Origin of the sequence: Lederbergia lenta NBRC 16444 (assembly GCF_001591545.1) — a bacterium.
Lineage (GTDB): Bacteria > Bacillota > Bacilli > Bacillales > Bacillaceae_C > Lederbergia > Lederbergia lenta.
This window is the reverse complement of sequence record NZ_BCVC01000004.1, coordinates 176,651-203,376: the sequence shown is the minus strand read 5'-3', so window position 1 is coordinate 203,376 and position 26,726 is coordinate 176,651. Positions and strand designations below refer to the sequence as shown.

The window sequence follows — 26,726 nt, the reverse complement described above, 5'->3', positions numbered from 1 at the left end:
AAGCAGTTGTTCGATTTCATTCATATATTGCCCTTGCTCCACCAATTAGTTTTGGTCTTGCTACAGCAATAGTAATATGTGCATCGCCAAGTACTTTTTGCCCGATTCTAATCGGAACCGCCACATGCTTAATATGCATACCAATAAAAGTATCACCTATATCAATCCCTGCATCTGCTTTGATCCACTCTACCACTACTGGATCTGAAAATTGGCTAAACGCATATGTTGCCATGGCTCCTCCAGCATTCCTTGCAGGTATCACTGAAACTTCTTCCCATGCTTTCCTTAATGCTACAGACCTTTCCAAAACTAACGCTCGATTTAAGTGTTCACAGCATTGAAAAGCGAGATGAATATGTTCATTGTCCGCATACCTTTTTAATTCTTCATAAATCAATGCAGCTACTTCTAACGTTCCAGATGTACCTATCTTCGCGCCTGCGACTTCCGATGTGGAACAACCAACAACAAGAACACTGCCAGGTGCTAACTTTATTTGCTCTTGACAACCCCTCATAATCGATCGCATTTCTTCACGTAATTTTTCCATTTGCATGATACTCACTTCCTTTTGAAGGCTGCTCAATTCATATAGATTATTTTTATTTAGCCTGTAGCTCGGTACATATATAGTAGTTTTTCATACTATTCAAAAGCAACTATCTTTTAGATGAAATCCTAGAAAACAGAAAATATAACCATACTTTTACTACTCGAGGCACAAGTCAATTCCAAAGATTAGGATTGGCCTTGTGCCTCGATTTTTAAAAGGTTTATTTTGATTCTTCGTATTCGCTAATTTTTCCAATTCTCGTTTGATGACGACCGCCTTCGAATTCTGTTTCAAGCCATGTCTTAGCAATTTCAAGTGCAAGACCAATCCCAATTACACGTTCTCCCATCGCTAGCACATTCGTATTATTGTGAAGCCTTGTCATTCTTGCACTAAATACGTCATGAGCAAGTGCACAACGAATTCCTTTTACCTTATTAGCTGAAATACTCATACCAATACCTGTTCCGCATATTAAAATTCCACGATCAAATTCACCTTTTGCTACTTTTTCAGCAACTGGAACAGCGTAGTCAGGATAGTCGACTGAACTTTCACAGTCACAGCCAAAATCCTCATATTCTATTCCCTTTTCTTCTAATAAACTTTTAATTTCCTCACGAATCCGTATGCCACCATGGTCAGACGCCAATGCCACCTTCATGTTTATGCCTCCTCTAATTAAAAAATGGGACTAGGTCCCAAAATACCTTGTCCCCATTATATATGGAATCTTGTGATTGTGTCTTTTAATATGCTAGCTTGATGTTTAAGTTGCTCTGCAAGGGCGTCTATTTCTTCCATATCTGATGCTTGTTCTATTGACTTTCTAGCGACCTCTTCTGCGCCCGCTGATGTTTCTTCTGCGATGGCTGCGACTTCCTGCGACTGGATAGACGTTTTTTGCACACTCTCCATTTGCTTATCAACCAATCCTGAAATACTTTGAACAGAGGAAGCAACTTGGTGGATCGTAGTCGTCATTTCTTCAATGACTCCATTTGTTTTTGTTCCTTTTAACGCTTCCTCGTTAGCCGATTGAGCTTGGTTGGACATTTGCACAACAACATTCCCTACTTCTAATTGAATGTTTTGGATCAATCCCGAAATGCCTTGTACCGCTGTCGCACTTTCATCAGCCAATTTTCTTACTTCTTCTGCCACGACAGCAAAGCCTTGCCCATGCTCACCTGCTCTCGCCGCTTCAATAGAAGCATTTAATGCAAGGAGATTCGTTTGATTAGCAATATCTCCTACTAACTTAATAATCTGCTCTACTTCCTTTGCATGTCCTTCAAGTTTGCGTACTGATTTTAACGATGTATGATTTTCTGCTGCGAGCCGCTCAATTCCATCTACAAGCGATTGAACAATTTGTTTACTATCCAACAGCTCGTCTACCATAGCCGTTGACATTTTTTCAGATTCCTTCGCTTTCTCTTGTACTTCTAACGCCAGACCACTGATATCCTCCACAGATTCAGCTGTCGATTGAATTGCAGCAGCAGAACTTTCCGCTCCGGAAGAAATTTCTCCCATCGTATGCGAGGCATTTTCAGATTCCTCAGCAGCTTGCTTTGATTTTTGCGAAATAGCAATGACATTTTCATTCGTTTTATTAAAATTATCATCAATATGATGGATCATCTCTCTCAGATTTCCAAGCATTACATTAAAAGCCCGTCCCAGAGAATTTATTTCATCATCGACTTCTTTTACATCTACATCTGTTTCAATATCCCCTTCACCTGCTTGCACGACCGCCTGCTCCAAGCGCTGTAACGGCCTGATAATCATACTCGCTGCCGCATAGGCCAGAATACCTGACCAAATTATTCCCATTAACAATGTTAAAATGGTAAAGGCTTGTTGACTTATGTAATTGGTGACATAAGGATATACAATATAAAGAAATAGCGCACTTGTTGAATAAGTAATAAGTGCGAGCATTATCGTAAAAATGACTAATTTTTTCTGAAGCCCAAACTTATACTTTCTCTTTTTCATCTTCATCGATCCTTCCCCTACATGTAAATTACTCTGACATTTTCTTTATTAACCCATGTAGTTCTGTATAAGTTGCTCTGTACACATCCATGTCTCCACCATATGGATCGTTAACATCAAGGTCCTCATGATTGCCGTTCACGTATTCTTTCATTGTAAATATTTTATCTGCCGCCCAAGGGAATTTGTTCACCACTAATGCTTTATGTCCTGATGTCATTGTAAGTATAAGCGTCGCCCAATTAACATGTTCCTCTTCTAATGATCGGGACATATGATCTATCATAATTCCTTTTTCCTGTAAAATCTTCACTGTATTTGATGCGGCATTTGCCCCCTCATCAGCAAATACTCCTGCGGATTTCGCTGTATCACCCGGAAGTAAATGGTTATAAATAGCCTCTGCCATTGGACTTCGGCACGTATTTCCTGTACATACAAATAAAATATTCAATGTAAAAATCCTCCTCATTCTTCCATTATAATACATGTTTCATTAGGACTAAAGTCCATTCCTCGATATATTCTGAAAAAAGTGTGTACAAAAAAAGACAGCGTCGCAAAAACCTCCCGCTGTCTGTCATTATAATGGTAATAGTAATTTTAATCCAAAAATGACTAATATAAAACCGCCTAATAATTCTCCATATACCCCTAGTAAATTTTGAAATTTACGACCAATTACTAGTCCAGACCACGTTAAAAAAGTAGCAACTATCCCGAAACAAATAACGGTCGCTGCCGCCCTGACACCAAACATCCCAAGGCTTAATCCTGCTGAAAAACTATCGAGACTTATAATTAGCGAAAATAACAATAGACCCCAGCCAACTGGGAGTGGGACAGAAGATTTTCCATTTAGAAAACAGGCAATGACCATTTGCAAACCGATACAAATTAAAAGGGCCCCACCAACATAAGCACTAATTTGTCCAAATGTTTCAGACAATAAATGTCCAGCAAAAATTCCGACTAAAGGTAGGATCATATGAAACAGTCCCACTGTCAGCCCTATGTAAAAGATTTGCCGGATTCTAAGCTTATAAGTACCTATGCCTAATGCCACTGAAAATGCATCCATTGCAATTGCAAAAGCCATAATCAACAGTGTGATTAATTTCGGAAGCACCAAATACCCTTCTCCCTTCCCCTTAGGACATGCCTTTAGGGAATATATGTGGGAGAATTTAATATTAGACTAATAATATACTATATTAATCTAATATTGAATATGATTCGGATCATCAGCATCTATTTGTCTGATCCATTTATGCCCTGCTGCTTTTTCTAAGCGATTCATTAACGCAGTACCTAAACCAATTCTAGGAAACACTTCCGCAAAAATGAGGTCTGGCTTCCTTTCATCAAAAGCACGCAATGTATTATATAGCTCATGCGCCACTGTTTTTAAATCATTTTTACTTCCACAAGCTAGCACATAATCCGCTTTATATATGGACGCAGATTCATTTGTAGTAAGCATACCTACTCTCTGACCTGTTGCCTGTTTCTGATTAATCAATCCCTGAACCCACTTCTGCTCTCCATCCACTAAGTACAATGGTGCAGCCGGTGCATAGTGTGTATATTTCATTCCCGGTGATTTTGGTTTTTCATCTTGATTTATCAGCGCTTGATCAACTCTTACCTTCCCAATCACAGCTTCTATTTCTTCCTGCGATACACCGCCAGGCCTAAGTATAACCGGTATTTCCCCTGTGCAATCAATGACAGTAGACTCCACTCCTACCCCCGTCATTCCTCCATCGACAATTCCCGCAATTCTACCGTTTAAATCTGAAAATACATGATCCGCAGTGGTCGGACTAGGTTTGCCCGATCGGTTCGCACTAGGTGCCGCAATCGGTAGGCCAGACGCAGAAATTAAATCAAGAGCAATTGGATGATCCGGCATGCGGACAGCTACAGTTTCCAACCCAGCTGTCACAAGTTTAGAAACGGAATGCTCTTTTTTTGGAAAAATAATCGTAAGTGGCCCTGGCCAAAATATCTTTATTAACAGTTTAGCCTGTTCAGAAATATGATCTGTTAACTCATGAAGCTGAGTAACTGTTGATATGTGGACAATCAGTGGATTATCAGAGGGTCTACCCTTGGCCGCAAATATTTTAGCAATTGCCTCATCTGATTTTGCATTTGCTCCGAGACCATAAACTGTTTCCGTCGGAAAGGCAATCACTTCATTATCACTCAAAAACTGTGCCGCTTCTGTGATTTGTGGATAAGTGGATATGTTATCCTCAAGCTTATCCACAATCCAGTGAATAGTTTTCATTATAAATGCCTCGTTCCTATTACTTGTTAATAATTTTATAATATATGATAAATACTATGTTTCTACAAATTTCGCAATCCGTTTTTCATTTCCCCCTAGAAAAACCTTTCTTAGTTATACACAAATTGTTAATAAGTACCTTGTTTTTGTTAATAACTTCTCGTTTTTTTGTGTATAACTTGAAAGCTTTTCCATTAATCACAGCTTCTATGTGAATAGATGGACTATATTGTGGATATAACGAGAATCAGTCTTGTGAAAAAGATAATATCCCCAATGTGGATAAAGGTTCATCCATTTTGCAACTTTCGACTTTAGAATGGGCTCCTCGACTAAAACCACCACTTCCTGTAACCCCAGTTGAATGGATGCTCTTACTTTTCTTGATTAAAAAATCTTTGCTAAAAGATCTGATAAGAAAAACCGGACTTCTACTTTTTGTTCATCATCTACGACTAATGGTGCGGATTGCTCTTCAGTTTGCGTCTTTTTTGGTTTTTCCACAGTATCGCTTTCCTTATCCACATTAGGTTGACCGGTCTCTATTTTTCCTTTTTCCTCTTTTGCGTCCCCTATATCTTTTGTTTCTTCCGTATCTTTCGTTTCAACCGATTCCTCCGAATCATCAAATCCTGGTCCTACAGCTAAGCCATTTGAAAAGTCTAGAAAACATAAGGGCGGAAATAATACGCACCACCAATTAGCGCCACTGCCTTCACCTAGTGTAATTAATATTGCTTCGTATGTGCCTGCCGGATAAAGAAATTGACCATATAACTTAGCAGGAAATTCTACATCCCCAAATTCAACTTTTACGGAATAATCCAATCCCATCTGCGCAAGTTCTTGTCTAGCTATTTCCTCTACTTCCTGTAACTGTGAAGTAATCACATCGCGCGCCGTATCAATAGATGTTAAATCTTGCACCCAATTGGTGATTTCCACATTGACAGCATCACGAATGGCTCGCTTTACCTCTTGGTCTTGCTCGCTATCACTATTCGCAAGTATTCTTAAGCGAATCGCCTCTTCTGGGATGACTACCGCTTCGTCAGCTGATGCAATTTCTTGTTTCGGCGTAACAACACTAATAACTGTTCCTATTACTAAAACAAATATATATAACCACGCAATATTTTTTTGATAGAATCCTTGTTTCATATCATTTAACATATCCATCTGCCCCCTCTTATAAGGCAGTATGGACAAGGGATCATTTTTTTAAACAGAAAGAAAAATACTTTTCCCTTTCCTTATAACGCGATAGGGCAATGAGCCATTTATATTCGTGTCAGAACAATTCTATCTTTCCCATTAATATCGTAGATAATTTCTGTTTGACCATTTGGAAAAGCAGTGCGCATTAAACCAGCAACTGCCTCTCCTTGACCTGCACCAATTTCAAATCCTACCAATGCGGTCCCACTTATTACTTTCGGTAAATCATTTGCAAACCTTCGATAAAAATCCAATCCATCGATACCACCAAATAATGCGCTATTTGGTTCATGATCGCGGACGACATCCGATAGATCTTTTTCTTCTATAGTAGGTATATAAGGTGGGTTTGAAACGATGATATCGAACTTTTCCCCAGTCTTCATAAATGGTTGCAGTAAATCACCATGCTTGAAATCAATTTCAGCCTCTAAATCAGCTGCATTTTTCTTCGCTATGACTAAAGCTTTGTCAGATAGATCAGAAGCAGCTACTGATAGTTTTGGCGCTTCTAATTTCAACGTTACTGCAATCGCACCACTTCCAGTACCTATATCGATTGCTTTTAGATTATCCGTTGATCCAAAGTGTGTTTTAAGCCTGTCTAGAACAGCAACGATTAATTCTTCCGTTTCCGGTCGGGGTATGAGAACATCTTCATTCACCAAAAATCTTCGACCGTAAAACTCTTCAAAACCAATGATGTGTTGAATCGGACGACCTGATACATGCTCTTTAACTGCCGATTCAAATCGCACCCAGTTTTCATAAGACAATTCCATCCGCTGCTCAGCGTAAAATTGTGATCTATTCATATTTAATATCCACATTAATAATAGTTCACCGGCGTTTTCATCACGATGATGATCCTTTAATAAAGAAGAAGCCCATTTGAGGGCTTCAAACAGTTTCATGTGCTTCATCTTATTCTTCCACACTCTCAAGTCTACTTGATTGTTCTTCCATTATTAACGCATCAATGAATTCATCTAGCTTACCTTCTAAAATTTGATCAAGCTTTTGAATCGTCAAGCCAATCCGGTGATCCGTCACTCGATTTTGCGGGAAATTATACGTACGGATTCGCTCTGAACGATCACCTGTACCGACAGCTGATTTACGGTTCGCATCATATTCCGCTTGCGCCTCTTGTTGAAATTTATCATATACACGCGCACGCAATACTTTCATTGCTTTCTCTTTATTTTTAATTTGCGACTTTTCATCCTGACATGACACAACAACACCTGTAGGCATATGCGTCAAACGCACAGCTGACATCGTTGTGTTTACACTTTGTCCACCAGGTCCGCTTGAAGCAAATGTATCCACACGGATATCATTATCATGTAAATCAATTTCTACTTCTTGTGCTTCCGGGAGAACAGCAACCGTTGCTGTCGAAGTATGAATACGGCCACCTGATTCCGTCTCAGGTACACGTTGTACGCGATGGGCGCCATTCTCATATTTCAGCTTCGAAAAAGCGCCTTTTCCATTAATCATGAAAATGATTTCTTTATAACCGCCGACACCAGTTGAGTGCGTCTCGATGACATCTGTTTTCCAACCATGCGTCTCGGCAAATCTGTTATACATCCGGTATAAATCACCAGCAAATAATGCCGCTTCATCTCCACCAGCTGCACCACGAATTTCCATAATAACGTTTTTATCATCATTTGGATCTTTCGGAACAAGTAAAACTTTCAAACGGGCTTCTAATTCCTCTACTTGATCCTCTAACTCACCAATTTCTTCTTTCACCATTTCACGCATATCTGCATCTAATTTATCATCAAGCATGTCTTTCGCATCTTTATATTGAGATTTAACTTCCTTATATTCGCGGTAAACTTCTACTGTCTCTGCAATGGCAGATTGCTCCTTTGAATAATCCCTTAATTTTTCAGCGTCACTGACAATATTCGGATCACTCAAAAGCTCATTCAATTTATCGTAGCGTTCTTCCACGGACTGCAATTTGTCGAACATAATTTATTCACCTCTGTAGTTTGCATACGTGCACTACTATAGTATAACGTGCGCTTATTTCAATGCAAAGTTATTTCATTTTTATTTTAGCAAATGCCGCATTAATAGTGGATAACTACTTGGTTTTTGGATCCCAATTTCACGCATGTCTAAAAAACCAGCTCCTGAAATAGGGGCTGGTTCGGAAAATGATACAATATTCTTTTCTATGGTTTGACATGGGTCAGGTGACACCTGCACCTATACTTTTCGCCCCAGTAGCTTGCTCGTTTTCTCTTAATAATGAGTTTCATTCGATTATTTTGATATTACTTTTTGTTGCTTTACCTTTTTATTTGGGAACCACCAGTTTAAATTTCCTAATAATTTCATTGATACCGGAACAAGAATTAAACGAATAATTGTAGCATCAATCGCGATTGCAACAGCCATTCCCAACCCTAATTGTTGAATAGGTAGAACGCTTGTTATTGTAAAAGCGCCAAATACAGCAATCATAAGCATGGCAGCACCTGAAATCATTGGTGCAGTAGCTTGTAGCCCTGTTGCAACACTTTCTTCATTATCTCCGCTCTTTTCGTATTCTTCTTTTATCCTGCTTATTAAAAATACTTCATAATCTGTACTTAAACTAAACAATAAAGTCAGTAGTAGGATCGGGACAAAATTTTGTACATAATCAGCTGGAGTAAAGCCTAATACACCTGCACCATATCCGTATTGAAATACAAAAATTAGAATCCCATAAGTCGCTCCAAGGGAAAGCAAGTTCATTAAGATTGCTTTTAGTGGTAACCATACACTTTTAAAAGTAATTAAAAGTATGAAATAACCTATCACAAGCATAACAACTAGCACTTTAGTAAAACTTCCTTCGATCACTTTATTGCTATCTATTCCTTCAGCTGTTTCTCCACCTACAAAAGCATCTAGATCCCTTGGTAGATTAAGCTCATCCATTGTATTATTTATTTCAGAAACTAATTCTCTTGTTTCCATTGAAGCTGCTGACTTCGCCGGAATAACTTCAACAATAGATACCATTTTCCCCCTATCTATATATCTATTTACCAAACCCTTTAAATCTTCAGGCAAACTATCCCAATCACTTAAAGTTTGAACCAAAATTTCCGTATCTACATCTCCAAATAGTATTGGCAAGGAATTTATCGTTTCTACATTATCTAATTGCTTCAACTGTGTCGTTAGCTTACTTAGATACTCTACATTTTTCTGCTCCACAAATCCTTTATTCTTGGATTCTACTGTCACATATATAGGAGATGTATGCCCTTCACCAAAATCCTCTTGTATGATCTCATAGCCCTTTCTCGAATCTGACTCAATAGGTAAAATTCGGGCATCAGGTGTAAAGGTATTTAGATCTTTCGAAGGGAATGCCATTACACCTAAAATAATTAATGAAATAATCAAAAATAGCATTGGTCTTTTCATCATTTTATGTGACCAGCTATGCCAAAAATTTGATTGTTTATTTTTAGATTTGTTTAAGAATGGTATTTTCCCTTTGTTAATATTATTACCCAAAATATACAAGAAAGCAGGTAATAAAGTTAAACTTACTACTAGCGTGACTGCTACAATCGCCATGGCTCCTAATGCAATCGATTGAATTACTCCTAGATCGACCATAAATAAAACAGACATACAAGCGATAATTGTTAACGCTGAAAAGAAAACGGCGTGTCCGGCAGTCTTCATTGTTACCGACAATGCCTTTTTCTTATCACCATACTTCCCAATTTCTTCTCTAAATCGATTAACTATAAATAAAGAATAATCGATACCTACTCCAAGACCCAACATCGTAGCAGCATTTGTAACAAATATTGATAATTCCGTTTGCTGTGCAATTAAGGTCATAATCCCTAAAGTTGTTACTACTGACGCAACAGCGACTAGTAGTGGAGTTAATGCAGCCACTAATGAACCAAATACTAGCAATAAAATGATCAAAACTAGCGGTAAGGTAATTAATTCCGCTTTAGCTAAACCTTCTTGACTTAATACATTAATTTCACCCCAGAACGAAGCTGCACCCACTAAATATACTTCAAGTTTTTCATTTTCGAAGTGTTTCTTTATATCTTTTTGTAATGAAGGTAGCTCATTTCTTGCAAAACCTTCATCTTCATTAAAACCTACAAAAGCAATCGTTGTATAATCATCACCAATTAACCCATCTTTAGCTTGTTCAGGAGCATTGAGATAAGTATACATACTTGCTACTTTTAACTTCTCATTGTTTTCAATATAATCAAGGGTCTCTTGAAGTTTTTGTTTATATTCTTCTGTTTCAACCTGATGCTGATTATCCCTCACTACTAATGTTAAAGATGTTTCCGATCTTCCGGTAAAATCTTTAGCTAGTAACTCATTTGTCTTTAGGGAGTCGGATCCGCCAACAGTCCAACCACCTCCGCTTAAGAGAGGGGTCAATTGACCAGCAAATATGCTCGCTACAATCACTATAACAATCCATATTGTAACGATTCCCCACCTTAGTTTTGATATCATATTACTGATCATATTGAAAAAATAGTGCATATTTTCTCCCTTCCCTAACTATAGCTCTTTAATTAATGAGATTATTTTCTTATATTTTGTGATTGATAATTTAAGTTTTTCTCCGTTATTCAAAAATAAACCTTGCAAATCAATCGTAGCATTTTCAGTTAGCTTTTTACCGGCCAAAATATCCACTACCAATCTTGAAGAAATTGCACCAAATAACATTGACGTATACACTAATTGTGGAACATGATATTCACGTTTTTTCCAACTCCCTTCTAAATCTTCTACCATTTCCAAGGGAATTTTACTAATAGGTAATATTTTATATAGTATTTTAAAAATATCGAGTTTAGCAATATCCTCCTACTTTAGTTTAGAATAAAACGGATCCTTTCTATCATGCGATCACTAATAAATATAAATAGTCCCCGGAATGCTTCAATATTTTCTGCATCGCCTATGGAACATAAAGCACTTTCATTTTTCTTACGATGTTTGACTCCTATATGCTTTCGTATAATCTATTCAAGTGACAGAGGGAAAGCGAGCTTCTACAGGAATTGCACATTAAGTACAGTTGTCTAGTTGTCATATGACAAAAATATGGAATTACATTTGCAGAATGCTCAATCGTTATTTTCCTCCTTTCAATTCCTTACAACCCTATTTTATCCATTTTTTATCATTAATTTGAAATTTAACACAGAAAGAAATAATAGGCAAGTTAAGATTTTCAAACGAAGTTACTAAATCAACATAACTCTGTAACATAAATGTAATATTAAAACTTCCAAAAACAGCCTGTTAAAATTACTCCTTGATATCAGAGAAGCATGCTTGGCTGTCTTTATTCTATATACTTTAAAATTCAGCCTTTTGGCTAAAATCCATTTTTCATTGTAATGTAACTGTAACATCAATTTGTTTTAACGCACGAAATTGTGTTATTAGAAATGAATACCTCATCTCTTTTTTGATTTTTATTTCCTCTGTACAAAGTGTTTGTTTTCGTTCTTTATTCTTCTGTTCTTTTTTTTAATGAGCACTGACCAAGAACCCCCATTTCACGAAACGTTCGGTAATCAAAAAAAACCAGCTCTCAATAAATAGAGGCTGGTTCGTAAGATAATATATTCTATTTTTTATTGTTTACATAAGTCTGCGCTAATTCCAGCTGGCACTTCATGGTGGTGGCGACATCTTGCTTCATAGGATTCGGCGGCCCCAACTAGAATTACTGGATCACCGTAGCATGCTGGTTTGCCATTAATGAGACGTTGCGTTCTGCTTGCAGGAGATCCGCATACTGCACATACTGCATGAAGCTTTGTCACTTGTTCTGCCATTGACATTAAACTCGGCATCGGCCCGAATGGTTCACCACGGAAGTCTTGATCAAGCCCGGCAATAATGACTCTATGACCACTATCAGCGAGCTGTTGAGCAACTTCAATAATGCCTTCGTCAAAAAATTGCGCTTCATCAATTGCGACAACATCTATATCGGCCTGAACTTCCTTTAAAATCTCCGCTGATGCGGCTATCGGCTGCGCCATAACTGATGTGCCATTATGCGATACAACCTCTGTCACGCTATAGCGATCATCTAATTGTGGTTTAAAAACCATGATACTCTGCTTTGCAAATTGTGTTCGTCTTACTCGGCGGATGAGTTCTTCCGATTTTCCCGAAAACATGCTTCCGCAAATAACTTCAATCCATCCCGATTGTTTCATTAAATCCATTGTGGTGACCGCCTTTCAATCCAATTAAAAAACTCTACCTTAACCATGATGCGAGGAATTTAAGGGTTTGTGGGTGTACGAATACGAGAAGTATGAGGACAATGAAAATTCAAATCCTTGCCGTATTTGATTATATTTTCACTATAAAATATGATTTCTGGCAATAAAAAAACAGGCAAGTATTCTTGCCTGTTTTTTAAATTACACTTTTGATTACTTAAGACCGTATTTTTTGTTGAAACGATCCACGCGTCCGTCTGCAGAAGCAAATTTCTGACGGCCTGTATAGAATGGGTGGCATTCTGAGCAAATTTCAACACGTACGTTTTCTTTGACAGAACCACTTTCAAATTCGTTACCACATGCACATTTCACTGTAACTGTTTTATATTCCGGATGAATTCCTGCTTTCATTATCTTTCATCTCCTTTGCCCTGAATCATTTGCTGAAACAGAGTTATCTATAACGATGTGAAGCAAAATCTGCTCACATTCATCTTAAAAATTACATTTTTAATTATAACAAGTACATATTAAAATTGCAATGTTTTTCATTTATTTTTTATGAGTGCACCAAGTATTATAAAAGGCTTTTAGTATTTGTCTTGCCTTTCATTTCAGTCGACAATGTATTAAAAAACTCTTCATTTGTTTTCGATTGTTTTAACTTACGCATAAATTTCTCAGCAAAGTCATGGGAATCAGACATCGCTTTACGGATTTTCCATAGCTTCTCAAGCTTAGCCTTCGGTACGAGTAGTTCTTCTTTTCTCGTTCCTGAGCGACGAATATCGATAGCTGGGAAAATTCTTTTTTCAGCAAGGGCACGATCCAAGTGAAGTTCTAAGTTTCCAGTTCCTTTAAACTCTTCATAGATCACATCATCCATCCGCGAACCGGTATCGACAAGTGCTGTTGCTAAAATGGTTAAGCTGCCACCTTCTTCAATATTACGAGCGGCTCCGAAAAAGCGCTTAGGACGATGGAATGCTGCAGGGTCAATACCCCCGGATAATGTACGACCACTTGGCGGAATGACTAAGTTATAAGCACGTGCCAACCTTGTAATACTATCCATTAAAATCACAACATCTCGCTTATGTTCAACAAGACGCATTGCACGCTCTAGCACAAGCTCCGCTACTTTAATATGGTTTTCCGGTACTTCGTCAAAGGTAGAGCTAACTACTTCAGCATTTACGGAACGTTCGATATCTGTTACTTCTTCTGGACGCTCATCAATTAAAAGTACGATTAGTTCTGCTTCGGGATGATTCGTTGTAATCGAGTTAGCAATCGACTTCAATAGCATCGTTTTACCTGCTTTTGGAGGAGCAACGATTAAACCACGCTGTCCAAAACCAACCGGCGAAACTAAATCCATTATTCTCGTAGATAAATTACTTGGTGTGGTTTCTAAAGTAATTTGACGGTCAGGATAAAGCGGTGTTAAAGCTGGAAAGTGAACACGGTCTTTTGACGTTTCAGGATCATCGCCATTCACTGCTTCCACATGTAATAAACCAAAATAACGCTCATTTTCCTTTGGAGGACGGACTTTACCCGAAACTTTATCTCCATTACGCAAATCAAAGCGGCGTATTTGGGAAGCAGAAATATAAATATCTTCAGAACTGGCCGTATAATTAATCGGTCTTAAAAAGCCAAATCCTTCTGATTGGATAATTTCTAGAACACCTTCCATGAAGAAAAAGCCTTCCCGTTCAGCTCTCGCCTTAAGGATAGCAAAAATCAATTCTTTTTTTGTCAATTTGCTGTAATAAGAAACCTTGTATTCACGAGCTAACTCGTAAAGTTCTTTCAGTTTCATATCTTCTAGCAACGAAATTGTTAATTCAGCCATTTCGACACCACTCTTTATTATTTTTAAAAGAGTTTTCAATAAAACTAAAACTCTCGTTGAGATCTTGTAAATGAGGAATAAATTTTGACAGTTTTAAATAGAGGAATCAGAAGCGGTTGGTAAAGGAGCTTCATCCCATGTAACAGTGTATATGAATAATATGATTCTTGTAAAGTAGGTCTGTCCCCTTCAGACTACCTCAGATATAATTTTTGTGCTTTGTTACAATGACTAAAAATTACAACATTTATATTAGGGCCCCAACTTATACAGCTCAAAACCTGTGTATCTTTACAGCGGGGCCTGTCCAATTTATAAAAGTATTAAGAGCTTTTCAGTTGCTCCATTTCTTCTTCGGTCATTTTTTCTCGCCAAATTGTTGCACCGAGACCGTTTAATTTATCAACTAATCCACTATAACCACGATCAATATGTTCCAGTCCTGTTACTTCTGTAACCCCTTCTGCTAGCAACCCCGCAATAACAAGGGCGGCGCCTGCTCTTAAGTCAGATGCTTTTACTTTTGCACCTTGAAGTTGTGTCGGGCCATTAATAATCGCTGTGCTACCTTCTACTTTAATGTTTGCATTCATTCTTCGGAGCTCGTCAATATGCTTAAAGCGGGCTGAATATATCGTGTCTGTAACAACAGAAGAGCCTGTTGCTTTCGTTAAAAGTACTGTAAATGGTTGCTGTAGATCCGTTGGAAATCCGGGATAGACCAGCGTTTTCACATCCACCGTATTTAATCGCTCGCTTTTAGCAATAAAGATTTGTTCATCCCCCGTTTCAACAGGGACACCAAGCTCTCTTAACTTTGCAATAAGGGATTCCATATGATGCGGGATAACGTTATCAATTAATACTCCATCTCCTACTGCAGCTGCTAAAATCATAAACGTTCCTGCTTCGATTCGGTCAGGGATAATCGTGTGACGGCAACCGTTTAATGATTCGACTCCATCAATACGAATGACATCTGTTCCTGCCCCTTTAATCTTTGCTCCCATATTTGTAAGGAGTGTCGAAACGTCAATAATCTCAGGTTCTTTGGCAGCATTCTCAATAATCGTTCTACCTTTTGCTCTAACAGCCGCGAGCATAATATTAATCGTAGCACCTACACTAACAACATCTAAATAGATTCGAGCTCCTCGTAATTCATCGGCACGTAAATAAATGGCACCTTGTTCATTCGTAACTTTTGCACCAAGGGCTTCAAACCCTTTTATATGTTGGTCAATCGGGCGAGGTCCTAAATGGCAGCCTCCTGGCAGACCAATCACTGCTTTTTTAAATCGGCCAAGCATCGCACCCATTAAATAATAGGAAGCACGAAGTTTCTTCACCTTTCCATTTGGAAGAGGCATGGAGATCATTCTACTCGGATCAACTTCCATTTCTCCATTATCAAAAGAAACATCTCCGCCGATTTCCTCAAGCAGTCCACGTAGCGTATGAACATCAGATATATCTGGAAGACCTTCTATCGTTACAGGAGACTCAGCCAGGATTGTAGCAGGGATCAAAGCAACTGCACTATTTTTTGCACCGCTTACTTTGATTGTCCCTTTTAATGGGTAACCGCCCGCAATATTAAGCTTTTCCATTTTCGACTTCCTTTCTTGCCCACTTGGATAAAAAATCCAATTTTTATAAAAGGAATGGCATTTTACCAATTATTATATACGAAATCACTCGAAACATGTAGACATCCTTAAAGTTTATTTAATTTATTGTAAGGTTTTATATCATTTTATAAATGAATGTGAGGATTTTTGACTTTGATCTAATGAATGAAGGGAAACCGCCCAAATTTATTAGGACGGTTCCTGTTCTAGTGGTTTACTCTTTACCACAACTACATATTCAGTGTTTAAGCTTTGTTAGATGAACCAAATTCACGCATTTTCCCAATAACCGTCTCTTTGATCGCATCGCGAGCAGGTCCAAGGTATTTACGCGGATCATATTCTTCAGGTAAATCTGCCAACACTTCACGAACACGTTTAGCAGAAGAGATTTGGTTTTCTGTATTTACATTAATTTTTGCAGTTCCAAGGGAGATAGCGCGTTGGATATCTTTTGTTGGAATGCCTGTCCCACCGTGAAGAACGAGTGGAATCCCTGTTAAGTTCATTACTTCTTCCATACGATCGAAACCAAGATTTGGTTCTCCTTTATATGGACCGTGTACAGAACCTAATGCAGGTGCGAAGCAGTCAACGCCAGTTTCTCGAACTAAACGATCACACTCTTCAGGAATTGCATAAGAAGCATCTGCTTCGTCAACAGATAGATCGTCTTCTTGTCCGCCAATGCGTCCAAGTTCGGCCTCAACAGAAACACCAAGGATATGAGCAAGTTCGACTACTTTCTTCGTAAGCTCAATGTTTTCGTCAAGCGGATAATGAGATCCGTCAATCATAACTGAAGTGAATCCAGCATCGATTGCTTTTGCACAAGCTTCAAAGCTTGATCCGTGGTCTAGATGAATAGCGACAGGAACTGTTGTACCATATTCCTCCATCAATGCTTCAACCATTTTAACGACTAATTTGAAGCCGCCCATATAACGTGCAGCACCTTCAGATACACCTAGAATCACCGGCGATTTTTCTTCTTCCGCCGCTTGTAGGATTGCTTGAGTGAACTCAAGGTTGTTCAAGTTAAACTGACCAACTGCATATTTTTCTTCTTTTGCTTTATTCAGCATTTCAGTCATAGAAACTAAAGGCATTACTTTTTCCTCCTTCGAGATGGACTGCACAAAGATGTGTGCATTGCTATATCCTTCACCATTTCTGGTCTTGGACCTTTTTCCTACTTATCATATCAAATTCATCTTAGCATTACCAATTATGTAAGTCAGTTTTTTTCAAAAAATAAACGAGCTGAATGTACTAATTATACATTCACTATTCACAAAAAGTTTTTGTCGAAATAATAGCGCTTATTATACTATGTATAACCAAAGACTTGTTAACGTTTTCACTTTTAAGCAATTCTTATATAAAAATTATTTTAAAAAAACATTACATCCACACATTAAATGAAAAATAAATGTGTAGTTTTATAGAACGATTACATTTATTTTTCATTTAGTTGGTTTACGTATACTATTATAAATCTGTCTTCACCGGTAAATACTTTTTAACAGCTTGGCGGATTTCCTCAATATCAAATGGTTTCGGGAAGTGAGCAAGCGCTCCCAATTTATTTGATGATTCAATCATTTCCAACTCTCCATAAGCTGTCATAATAATTACTCGAATATCTGGTTCCTTTTTTTTCATTCTTTTTAATATTTCCAGTCCATCCATACCCGGAATTTTCATATCAAGTAATACGAGGTCTGGTGCATGTTTTTCGAGTATGTCGAGCGCTTGCAATCCATTAGCTGCTTGAAAAGTTTGATAGCCTTCTTTTTGCAAAATCTCGTTTAATAAAATTCGAATACCTAGTTGATCATCGACAACTAAAATTTTCTCGGACATCGTTTTCCCCCTCTACATATTACATTTTAAAAAATTCTACCCTTTCTAGCCGAAATTTATATTTTATAGTCCTATCTCTTAGTATACATTCCACATATTTAATCAAATTTCCTTTAATTGAGTGACGATCTTTTTTAACAAGCCTGAAATGGGTATCTCTTTTTTTCAAACGAAGCAAGAAGTATAATGATTATATCGGATTAAAAAGGAGCATTCATATGTTAAAAATGTTTACTACACAGTTAACTGGATTATTTAAACGCGTTTTCGACAAAGAGCAGTTTCAAATGGAGGATGGAGCTAGGTTATTGGCACAAGCTCCTGTTGGAGATGGCTATATTTATATAAAAGGTTTTCGCGAAATGGAAAGTGTATCTTATGAAGCGTTGCATGGTGCTGAACCGTTAAAACACGCGATGCGATTAGAGGCTGATACCTCGTTATCGCCAGCAGATAGGGTTGTTATATTCACGAGGTTCTCAACGGATGATGAAGCGGTAAAACTTGGAGAGACACTTGTAGAAAAAGGAGTACCTTTCGTCGTTGTTTCCGGAGAGAAAAGTGATGAAGTATCACGATTAGCCGAACTCTCCGATGTACATATTAACACACATTTACTCAGACCATTACTTCCTACCGAAGACGGAAGTCGGATCGGATTTCCTTCCTCTATGACAGCTTTATATATTTATTTTGCATTAAAGTTTACACTCGAGGAAATTTTAGAAGAATATGAGTGATAATTAAAAAGAAGGACCAACTCCCAAAAGAGGAGTTGGTCCTTTTCACATCCGTAAAAAATTATAAGTTTCTTTGAAAGTTACTTATCTGGGAAGCCAAACTTCTGCTTTTCTTTACGCTTTCGAATTTAATGCTGCTTCCACAAAGCTGTTGAATAATGGTTGTGGACGTGTTGGGCGTGATGTAAATTCTGGGTGAAATTGACACGCAACAAACCACGGATGATCCGCAATCTCTACAATCTCTACAAAGCGTCCATCTGGGCTTGTTCCTGAGAAAATAAATCCAGCTTTCTCCATTTGTTCGCGATATTGATTGTTGAATTCGTAGCGATGACGATGACGTTCCTCAATTGAATCTACTTTATAAGCCTCATATGCTTTCGTACCTTCCTCAAGCTTACATGGATATAAGCCAAGTCGAAGGGTACCGCCTAATTCTTCTACACCTTCTTGATCTGGCAATAGGTCGATAATCGGAAACTCTGTTGCAGGGTTGATCTCAGAAGAATGTGCTGTTTCAAGACCAGCGACATTTCGAGCATATTCCACAGATGCAAGCTGCATACCTAAACAAATGCCGAAGAAAGGAACTTTGTTTTCTCGCGCATATTTAATAGCCGCTATTTTTCCATCGACGCCTCTGTCACCAAATCCGCCTGGAACAAGAACGCCATCCACATCAGCAAGCTCTTCTGCTACATTTTCCTCTGTAATAAGTTCTGCATTCAACCATTTGACTTCAATATCAGAATCAAAAGAGTAACCTGCATGCTTCAACGCTTCGACGACTGAAATATATGCATCTTGAAGCTCTACATATTTTCCAACTAAAGCAATTTTCACTGTTTTTGTCAGTCCTTGCACTTTTTCAACAAGTTGAATCCACTCAGTCATATCTGCTTCAACACAATCTAATTTCAAATGTTCACAAACAATTTGATCGAGCTTTTGATCCTGTAATGAAAGAGGAATCGAATATAATGTGCTTGCATCACCAGCTTCAATGACTGCATTTTTATCAATGTCACAAAATAAAGCAATTTTATCTTTCATATCTTGAGAAACTGGCATTTCCGTACGTACAACAATGACATTTGGTTGAATTCCTAAACTGCGAAGCTCTTTTACGCTATGCTGAGTCGGTTTTGTTTTCATTTCGCCAGCAGCCTTCAAATAAGGGATGAGTGTACAGTGAATATACATGACGTTGTCACGGCCAACATCATTTTTCATTTGGCGAATCGCTTCTAAAAATGGAAGTGACTCGATATCCCCTACTGTTCCACCTATTTCAGTGATAACGACATCTGCTTGCGTTTTTTCAGCAGCGCGGTAAATCCGGTCTTTGATTTCATTCGTAATATGCGGGATAACTTGTACTGTTCCGCCGTTATAATCACCACGTCGTTCTTTCTTAAGAACTTCTGAGTAAACTTTTCCAGTTGTTACATTGCTGTATTTATTTAAATTAATGTCGATAAAACGTTCATAATGACCAAGGTCTAAGTCTGTCTCAGCGCCATCATCTGTTACAAAAACTTCACCATGTTGGTAGGGACTCATTGTACCTGGATCCACGTTAATATATGGATCGAATTTTTGAATCGTTACACTTAAACCACGGTTTTTCAGCAAGCGCCCTAATGAAGCAGCTGTAATACCTTTACCGAGTGATGATACAACTCCACCTGTTACGAAAATATATTTTGACAAATTTTCTTCCTCCTTCATGCATTAACCATGTTTCCTTATTCTGTACTAATCTATAAAAAAAATAAAAAAAGCTCCCAAATGTAAGGGAGCGTGGCATATTATTTCTTTGTCCTTTTTCAAGGAGCCCAAATAAAATATTACATACTCATGGAACGGAAGTCAAGAGGGATTATTTCTCTTCCTCTTCTTCGTCTTCCTCATCTTCTTCATCTTCTTCATCAATGTCTAGTTCTTCGACTTCATCTTCTTCAATCTCGAATTCGTCATCTACTAAATCATCATCTTCGGCTTCCGCTTCACGTAAAGCCTCCAAGCTTTCATCTTCTTCCTCTTCATCCTCATCATCAAGATCGTCTTCTTCAAGATCATAATCTTCATCGTCTAATTCCAAATCATCATCTTCAACAATTGCCGCTTTTTTCGCCTTTTTCTTCTTCGGCTTCACGGGAATGATTATCTCTTCTTCGATTTGATCAAACGGATACCAATCACGTAATCCCCAGCGATTTTCTCCTAGCGAAATAAATTGGCCATCAATATTAATGTCCGTATAAAATTGGAGCATCCGTTGACGAAGTTGTTTCTCCGGAAGTTCTAGTAATTTCCCAATCTCAGCGACTAACTCATTAAATGGCATTGCTTCTCTTTTTTCATCAAAAATATACTTTGCTACTTCAATAAAAGACATTTCACTACGTTGTTCTTTGGACAGCTGCGGCAATTTCAAAAATCGCACATCCCTTCATTCTTTATAATCAAAAGGCGTTAAGAAAAGCATAAGCGCCCGTTTAACGACGTACAAACTGCGCCCGCAGGAAGTGGGTGCGTCGACGTTGCCACAGGACGTGGCGGTTTTAGTCGAGAAACCTTATTCTTTCGTACGAGATATAGGAAACACGGTAAGCCTGAAAGGCGAGCCGATGTTGACTTATCGTAGGAAGAATTCTGAAGTTTGCTAGTCGTCGGGTGCTGGAGCTAGACAGAGCATTAAAGCAATAAAAAATTATACTCTCTTTTCGCATAGGCCCTTACTTATTAAAAACCATCTTCAACATTATAAACAAATTAGTTTCATTTATGCTACTGTTTACCGCCATTTATTATTTGATTTCTTCTGAGCAAGCTTTTTCAGTCACATTTTCACCAGTTTTGGTGTTAGATTTAGAGGGTTTTCGGGGTACTAAATAAAAAAGCATAAAAGAAATCAGTAAGAATGGGATAGAACCGAGCGATTTCTGGTATAAGAAAAGGCTAGCAGCGATCACGAAAAAACTGCTTATTAATACAAGCATTATTTTCATTTGTCCACTTCCTGTCTTCACGCTTTTGTTTCATTGTAAACTGCACTGCGGAAATTTTCCACTAGGAATATACAACACCTAAAAAAGATATAGTTTCGGCTACATACAATGTATTAAAAAAGCGTAAACTCAGAAAGAAGAAAAAAGTACTTTCATTTACATATTGCGGCGATATTGCCCACCTACTTCGTACAGCGAATGCGTAATCTGACCAAGACTTGCGGTTTTCGTTGTTTCCATCAACTCTTCAAAAATATTTCCACCGCTCACTGCAGTTTCCTTTAATTGCTGTAATGCATTGTCCACTTGATCTTTGTGCTGTTTGTGAAATTTCTGCAAATTATCTATCTGTGTATCCTTTTCCTCTTTTGTTGCCCGAGCAAGTTCAATATGATCCATGCTTTCCTCAGATGGCGGGTTCTGATTCAAATAGGTATTCACTCCAACAATTGGAAGCTTTCCAGAATGCTTGAGCATTTCATAATGCATCGATTCTTCTTGAATTTTCCCCCGTTGATATTGGCTTTCCATTGAACCTAACACACCACCACGATCATCCAGCCGTTCAAATTCTTGTAAAACAGCCTCTTCTACTAGATCAGTCAGCTCTTCAATAATGAATGATCCTTGTAATGGATTTTCATTTTTTAACAAGCCTTGTTCTTTCATAATGATCATCTGAATCGCCATCGCTCGTCTTACAGATTCTTCTGTTGGGGTTGTTATCGCTTCGTCATACGCATTCGTATGGAGTGAGTTGCAATTATCCTGCAACGCCATCAAAGCTTGAAGAGTTGTACGAATATCATTAAAATTTATTTCTTGTGCGTGTAACGATCTGCCAGAAGTTTGTACATGGTATTTTAACTTTTGACTACGTTCATTCGCCCCGTATTTATCGCGCATCGTCGTTGCCCAAATTCTTCGAGCTACCCTGCCAATCACCGTATATTCTGGATCAAGTCCATTTGAGAAGAAAAACGAAAGATTTGGCGCAAACTCATTTATATCCATACCGCGGCTTAAATAATACTCAACATAGGTAAAACCATTGGCGAGTGTAAACGCGAGTTGGGAAACAGGATTCGCCCCTGCCTCTGCAATATGGTAGCCCGAAATAGAAACAGAATAATAATTCCGGATTTGTTGATCGATAAAATACTGCTGAATATCGCCCATCATTCTTAGTGCAAACTCTGTCGAGAAAATGCATGTATTCTGCCCTTGATCCTCTTTTAAAATATCAGCTTGGACCGTGCCGCGAACTGTTTTTAACGTATGTGCCTTTACTTCTGTATATTCTTCCGCAGTTAGTTTTCTCCCTAATTTTGCTGCTGTCACTCTCTCTTGTTGGGCAATTGCCGTGTTCAGAAACATTGCTAGAATAATCGGAGCTGGACCATTAATTGTCATGGAGACAGATGTAGATGGAGCACATAGGTCAAATCCAGCGAAGAGCTTCTCCATATCATCTAATGTGCAAATACTCACACCGCTTTCTCCGACTTTCCCATAAATGTCAGGTCTGTGATTAGGATCTTCCCCATATAAAGTTACTGAATCAAAGGCTGTGCTCAGCCGCTTCGCCTCATCATCTTTAGATAGGTAATGAAAGCGACGATTTGTTCGGTCAGGTGTCCCTTCACCGGCAAATTGGCGTTTCGGATCCTCCCCTTGGCGTTTAAAAGGAAAGACTCCTGCGGTATATGGGAAGGAGCCTGGTACATTCTCTTTATAAATCCATTTTAAAATTTCTCCATAATCTTCGTATTTTGGCAGTGCTACTTTGGAAATTGCAATACCAGAAAGACTCAATGAAGTCAGCTCGGTCAACACTTCGTGATCGCGAACTTTTGTCACAAAGCGCTTACCTGCATATTTTTCCTTCGTGGCATTCCATTCAGCAAGCACTTTTTTCGAAGTAAATGTAAGCTTTTCCTCGATTTTATCTTTCATCGATTGTAGCTCATCTACTATAGAGGCATCCGTTTCTTTAGCAATAATCAATGCGCCTTCAAGTTGAAATATCCTTCGAGCCACCTGAACTTGTTCCTCTGTTTCTTTATGATAACGACGAACACTATCTGCAATTTCTCGCAAATAATGCTGTCGACTATTTGGGATAATCACATTTTGTTTTTTCACCCGTTCCTTTTCCATAACAGAAACAGGCCAATTCTCACCTGTTTTTTCATTCAATATTTCAATAAGTGCTGCGTAGAGTGCATTCGTTCCTGGATCATTGAACTGACTTGCAATTGTGCCATAAACAGGCATATCTTCAAGCGCCGCTTCAAATAGCAAATGACTTCGCTGGTATTGCTTGCGTACTTGGTTCCTCGCATCCTCAGAGCCCTTTCGTTCAAATTTATTCATTACGATTACATCTGCATAATCTATCATGTCAATTTTCTCAAGCTGTGACGGTGCTCCAAACTCACTTGTCATCACATACATGCTTATATCGCTAATTTCAGTGACTTCTGCGTCTCCCTGCCCAATTCCACTCGTTTCTACGATGATTAAATCGAACCCTGCGGCTTTTACAATTTGTATCGCATCTTTAATCGCAAGTGATAACTCGCTTCTTGATCCTCGCGTTGCTAGACTTCTCATGTACACTTGCGGCGAAAAAATGGCATTCATCCGGATCCGGTCTCCTAAGAGGGCACCACCCGTTTTTTGTTTTGTCGGGTCTACAGACAATATAGCAATCTTTTTCTCCGGCATTTCATTGATACATCTGCGTATGAGTTCATCTGTTAATGAGCTTTTTCCAGCCCCTCCTGTGCCTGTAATACCTAATACTGGCACTGTTCTAGCGATTTTTTTCAGCGTTAAAATAAGCTCAGATTCTTTTTCTGATTCTATCCGGCGCTCAACGAAGGAAATTAATTTTGCCACAGCTTGCAGGTCGCCTTTGGAAAGTCTCTCCATTTCGTCTGTCAATGGACTTGCTGGCACATCGCATTCCTTGAGCATCCAATTGATCATTCCTTGAAGACCCTGTTTGCGTCCATCATGGGATGAAAATATTCTAGCAATCCCATACTCATGCAATTCCTTTATCTCTCGTGGAATAATTACACCACCGCCGCCACCATATATGCGAATATGTGATGCATTTCTTTCAGCTAGCAAGTCATACATATATTTAAAGAATTCCACATGTCCACCTTGATAGGAAGAAATGGCAATACCTTGCACATCTTCTTGAATGGCTGCGTTCACTATTTCCTCAACGGAGCGGTTATGACCCAAGTGAATCACTTCCGCACCACTTGCTTGTAAAATTCTGCGCATAATATTGATCGATGCATCATGTCCATCAAATAAACTAGATGCTGTAATGAAACGAATATGATGAAGTGGTTTGTAAATTTCTACAGTACTCATCCTTCTCCCCCTTTAGGCTTGAGACTGATAGCCTTCCATTCCTGCCAAAAGCAAATCAGTTTGCAGATAAATATAATCATCAATGGTAAATGTTTTTTTCAAAGCCCAGCGACGAAACCCCCACATTTGTCCTTGTACGAATATGTTTTGAGCAAGCAAGTATTGATGTTCCTTACTAAAATCTAGCCCATCATGTTCCACACACCGTTTGATCAGGCGTTCAAACATTTGAACCATTTCAAGTTCTTTTTTTAACACATAGGGTAATGCTTCATTTGATAAAGCCTTGGCTTCTTGATACATGATAAGTACTTCATCCCGCATATCATCCATCACTTTAAAATAATGATCAATTGCTATTTTGAGACTAGCAATGGTTCCCTGACCAAGTTCCATCGTGTTAAGGCGTTCACTGACTTCATCATAAATACTATCGCATACTAAATAGAGCACATCTTCTTTCGTCCTAATATATTCATATAATGTGCCAATGCTGAAACCAGATGCTTTTGCTATTTCTCTCGTCGTTGTCCGATGAAAACCTTTTTGTTTGAAAAGGGATACTGCACCTCGGATCATTTGGTTACGCCGTTTTTTTATAAGCGCCTGATCTTTGACCGTGGCAGGAATTTCTCTTTTCATCTCCACGATTTTCCACCTACTTTCCTGTTTTACCTACTGGGTCAGCATTCGTGAAATAACAAGTCTTTGAATTTCTTGTGTGCCTTCATAAATTTGAGTAATTTTCGCATCGCGCATATATCGTTCTACTGGATAGTCCTTCGTGTAGCCGTAACCTCCGAAAACTTGCACTGCCTCGGTTGTCACTTTCATAGCAGTATCACCGGCCATTAATTTAGACATGGCTGATTCCTTTCCATATGGAAGACCAGCCGATTCGAGCCATGCAGCTTGGTATGTGAGAAGACGAGAAGCTTCTATACTAGTTGCCATGTCAGCAAGCTTGAAGGAGATTCCTTGATTATCAACAATTGGCTTACCAAATTGTTTTCGCCCTTTGGCATAAACAACTGCGGCATCGAGCGCCCCTTGTGCAATACCAACTGCTTGAGCAGCGATTCCATTTCTGCCACCATCTAGGGTCATCATAGCGATTTTAAAACCTTCTCCCACCTTTCCAAGCATATTTACCAGCGGGACTTTACAATCTTCAAAAATGATTTCCGTTGTCGGTGAAGATCGGATTCCTAGTTTTCTTTCCTTTTTCCCGACGGAAAATCCTTCGAATTCCTTTTCAATAATAAAAGCAGTTGTACTCTGCTTGTCGTTTGGATCGGCCAAAGCAAAAACAATATAAATATCTGCGATACCACCATTTGTTATAAATATTTTTGACCCATTTAAGATATAGTTCTCATTATCAAGTCGCGCGGATGTTTTCATCCCACCCGCATCTGATCCTGACGCGGGCTCCGTTAATCCATAAGCACCTACCTTTGTCCCTTCAGCCATTGGTCTTAAATATTTTTGCTTTTGTTCTTCCGTCCCAAATTTAAAAACAGGCCAACTTGCTAGTGACGTATGGGCAGATAGAGTCACCCCAGTGGATGCACATACGCGAGATAACTCCTCCACTGCGATACAGTACGCTAAATAATCACAGCCAATCCCACCATATTCTTCTGGCCAAGGAACACCCGTTAGGCCAAGTTCAGCCATCTTTTTAAATAGCTCCATATCAAAGCGTTCTTCTTCATCTCGTTCTGCCGCTGTTGGCGCCACTTCCTTTTCCGCAAAGTCGCGAACCATTTTCCTAATCATTTCATGCTCTTCACTTAACTTAAAATTCATTTTGCGTATCCTCCCTGCTATGGGAAAAGGTATGTTTTAACTTATCCC

Annotated in this window: 23 protein-coding genes; 1 reads left to right on the top strand and 22 read right to left on the bottom strand. The window is 38.6% G+C overall.

From position 1 onward, the window contains the following. Nucleotides 1-16: 16 nt before the first annotated feature. From BLE01S_RS14995 to BLE01S_RS14915, 17 genes are all read right to left on the bottom strand, one after another. Entirely contained in the window at nucleotides 17-559 is a 543-nt protein-coding gene (locus tag BLE01S_RS14995) for a TIGR01440 family protein (protein WP_066143981.1), read from the bottom strand. A 217-nt stretch (nucleotides 560-776) separates the two neighbouring features. Continuing rightward, a complete protein-coding gene (gene rpiB, locus BLE01S_RS14990) occupies nucleotides 777-1,220 on the bottom strand; it encodes a ribose 5-phosphate isomerase B (RefSeq protein ID WP_066143978.1) in 444 nt (147 codons plus the stop codon). Nucleotides 1,221-1,276: 56 nt separating this feature from the next. Then, on the bottom strand, nucleotides 1,277-2,569 hold the full coding sequence (locus tag BLE01S_RS14985) for a methyl-accepting chemotaxis protein (RefSeq protein ID WP_066143975.1): 1,293 nt from the start codon (nucleotides 2,567-2,569) through the stop codon (nucleotides 1,277-1,279). 22 nt (nucleotides 2,570-2,591) lie between these two features. Further along, nucleotides 2,592-3,017, bottom strand: a complete 426-nt coding sequence (locus tag BLE01S_RS14980; RefSeq protein ID WP_231955858.1) for a low molecular weight protein arginine phosphatase — start codon at nucleotides 3,015-3,017, stop codon at nucleotides 2,592-2,594. Nucleotides 3,018-3,146: 129 nt separating this feature from the next. Continuing rightward, entirely contained in the window at nucleotides 3,147-3,662 is a 516-nt protein-coding gene (locus BLE01S_RS14975; RefSeq protein ID WP_066144154.1) for a manganese efflux pump MntP, read from the bottom strand. A gap of 120 nt (nucleotides 3,663-3,782) precedes the next feature. Then, on the bottom strand, nucleotides 3,783-4,859 hold the full coding sequence (locus BLE01S_RS14970) for an L-threonylcarbamoyladenylate synthase (protein ID WP_066143972.1): 1,077 nt from the start codon (nucleotides 4,857-4,859) through the stop codon (nucleotides 3,783-3,785). A 387-nt stretch (nucleotides 4,860-5,246) separates the two neighbouring features. Next, complete coding sequence (spoIIR, locus tag BLE01S_RS14965; protein ID WP_066143969.1) at nucleotides 5,247-6,032, bottom strand: stage II sporulation protein R; 786 nt, start codon at nucleotides 6,030-6,032, stop codon at nucleotides 5,247-5,249. Between the two features lie 107 nt (nucleotides 6,033-6,139). Beyond that, the gene (gene prmC / locus BLE01S_RS14960; RefSeq protein ID WP_066144151.1) at nucleotides 6,140-6,991 is read right to left on the bottom strand and encodes a peptide chain release factor N(5)-glutamine methyltransferase; all 852 of its coding nucleotides are present in this window, start codon (nucleotides 6,989-6,991) and stop codon (nucleotides 6,140-6,142) included. Between the two features lie 10 nt (nucleotides 6,992-7,001). Continuing rightward, nucleotides 7,002-8,072 carry a peptide chain release factor 1 gene (gene prfA / locus BLE01S_RS14955; RefSeq protein ID WP_066143966.1) on the bottom strand — a complete coding sequence of 357 codons (1,071 nt, stop codon included), beginning with the start codon at nucleotides 8,070-8,072 and terminating at the stop codon, nucleotides 7,002-7,004. A gap of 297 nt (nucleotides 8,073-8,369) precedes the next feature. Then, nucleotides 8,370-10,640 (bottom strand): MMPL family transporter, encoded by a 2,271-nt coding sequence (locus tag BLE01S_RS14950; protein ID WP_066143964.1) that lies wholly within the window; start codon nucleotides 10,638-10,640, stop codon nucleotides 8,370-8,372. A gap of 18 nt (nucleotides 10,641-10,658) precedes the next feature. Beyond that, nucleotides 10,659-10,904 carry a hypothetical protein gene (locus BLE01S_RS14945; RefSeq protein WP_066143961.1) on the bottom strand — a complete coding sequence of 82 codons (246 nt, stop codon included), beginning with the start codon at nucleotides 10,902-10,904 and terminating at the stop codon, nucleotides 10,659-10,661. Nucleotides 10,905-11,749: 845 nt separating this feature from the next. Next, complete coding sequence (locus tag BLE01S_RS14940; RefSeq protein ID WP_066143959.1) at nucleotides 11,750-12,352, bottom strand: thymidine kinase; 603 nt, start codon at nucleotides 12,350-12,352, stop codon at nucleotides 11,750-11,752. Nucleotides 12,353-12,565: 213 nt separating this feature from the next. Further along, nucleotides 12,566-12,766, bottom strand: coding sequence for a 50S ribosomal protein L31 (gene rpmE / locus BLE01S_RS14935; RefSeq protein ID WP_066143956.1), 201 nt, complete (start codon nucleotides 12,764-12,766; stop codon nucleotides 12,566-12,568). Nucleotides 12,767-12,932: 166 nt separating this feature from the next. Then, complete coding sequence (gene rho / locus BLE01S_RS14930) at nucleotides 12,933-14,216, bottom strand: transcription termination factor Rho (RefSeq protein ID WP_066143950.1); 1,284 nt, start codon at nucleotides 14,214-14,216, stop codon at nucleotides 12,933-12,935. A gap of 323 nt (nucleotides 14,217-14,539) precedes the next feature. Next, a complete protein-coding gene (murA, locus tag BLE01S_RS14925; RefSeq protein ID WP_066143945.1) occupies nucleotides 14,540-15,826 on the bottom strand; it encodes a UDP-N-acetylglucosamine 1-carboxyvinyltransferase in 1,287 nt (428 codons plus the stop codon). Between the two features lie 266 nt (nucleotides 15,827-16,092). Beyond that, on the bottom strand, nucleotides 16,093-16,956 hold the full coding sequence (gene fba / locus BLE01S_RS14920) for a class II fructose-1,6-bisphosphate aldolase (protein ID WP_066143940.1): 864 nt from the start codon (nucleotides 16,954-16,956) through the stop codon (nucleotides 16,093-16,095). 382 nt (nucleotides 16,957-17,338) lie between these two features. Then, complete coding sequence (locus tag BLE01S_RS14915; protein ID WP_066143938.1) at nucleotides 17,339-17,713, bottom strand: response regulator; 375 nt, start codon at nucleotides 17,711-17,713, stop codon at nucleotides 17,339-17,341. A gap of 218 nt (nucleotides 17,714-17,931) precedes the next feature. Between BLE01S_RS14915 and BLE01S_RS14910 the strand changes: the two genes are divergently transcribed. Next, entirely contained in the window at nucleotides 17,932-18,453 is a 522-nt protein-coding gene (locus BLE01S_RS14910; protein WP_066143932.1) for a DUF2529 domain-containing protein, read from the top strand. A gap of 114 nt (nucleotides 18,454-18,567) precedes the next feature. On the opposite strand, the gene pyrG is transcribed toward BLE01S_RS14910, so the two are convergent. The 5 genes from pyrG to BLE01S_RS14880 form a co-directional block, all read right to left on the bottom strand. Beyond that, the gene (gene pyrG / locus BLE01S_RS14905) at nucleotides 18,568-20,169 is read right to left on the bottom strand and encodes a CTP synthase (protein ID WP_066143928.1); all 1,602 of its coding nucleotides are present in this window, start codon (nucleotides 20,167-20,169) and stop codon (nucleotides 18,568-18,570) included. Nucleotides 20,170-20,338: 169 nt separating this feature from the next. Then, the gene (gene rpoE / locus BLE01S_RS14900) at nucleotides 20,339-20,905 is read right to left on the bottom strand and encodes a DNA-directed RNA polymerase subunit delta (protein ID WP_369691409.1); all 567 of its coding nucleotides are present in this window, start codon (nucleotides 20,903-20,905) and stop codon (nucleotides 20,339-20,341) included. A gap of 721 nt (nucleotides 20,906-21,626) precedes the next feature. Continuing rightward, the gene (icmF, locus tag BLE01S_RS14890; protein WP_066143916.1) at nucleotides 21,627-24,866 is read right to left on the bottom strand and encodes a fused isobutyryl-CoA mutase/GTPase IcmF; all 3,240 of its coding nucleotides are present in this window, start codon (nucleotides 24,864-24,866) and stop codon (nucleotides 21,627-21,629) included. A gap of 12 nt (nucleotides 24,867-24,878) precedes the next feature. Next, nucleotides 24,879-25,514, bottom strand: coding sequence for a TetR/AcrR family transcriptional regulator (locus tag BLE01S_RS14885; protein WP_174521736.1), 636 nt, complete (start codon nucleotides 25,512-25,514; stop codon nucleotides 24,879-24,881). Between the two features lie 27 nt (nucleotides 25,515-25,541). Continuing rightward, nucleotides 25,542-26,678, bottom strand: a complete 1,137-nt coding sequence (locus BLE01S_RS14880) for an acyl-CoA dehydrogenase (protein WP_066143913.1) — start codon at nucleotides 26,676-26,678, stop codon at nucleotides 25,542-25,544. Between the last annotated feature and the right edge of the window lie 48 nt (nucleotides 26,679-26,726).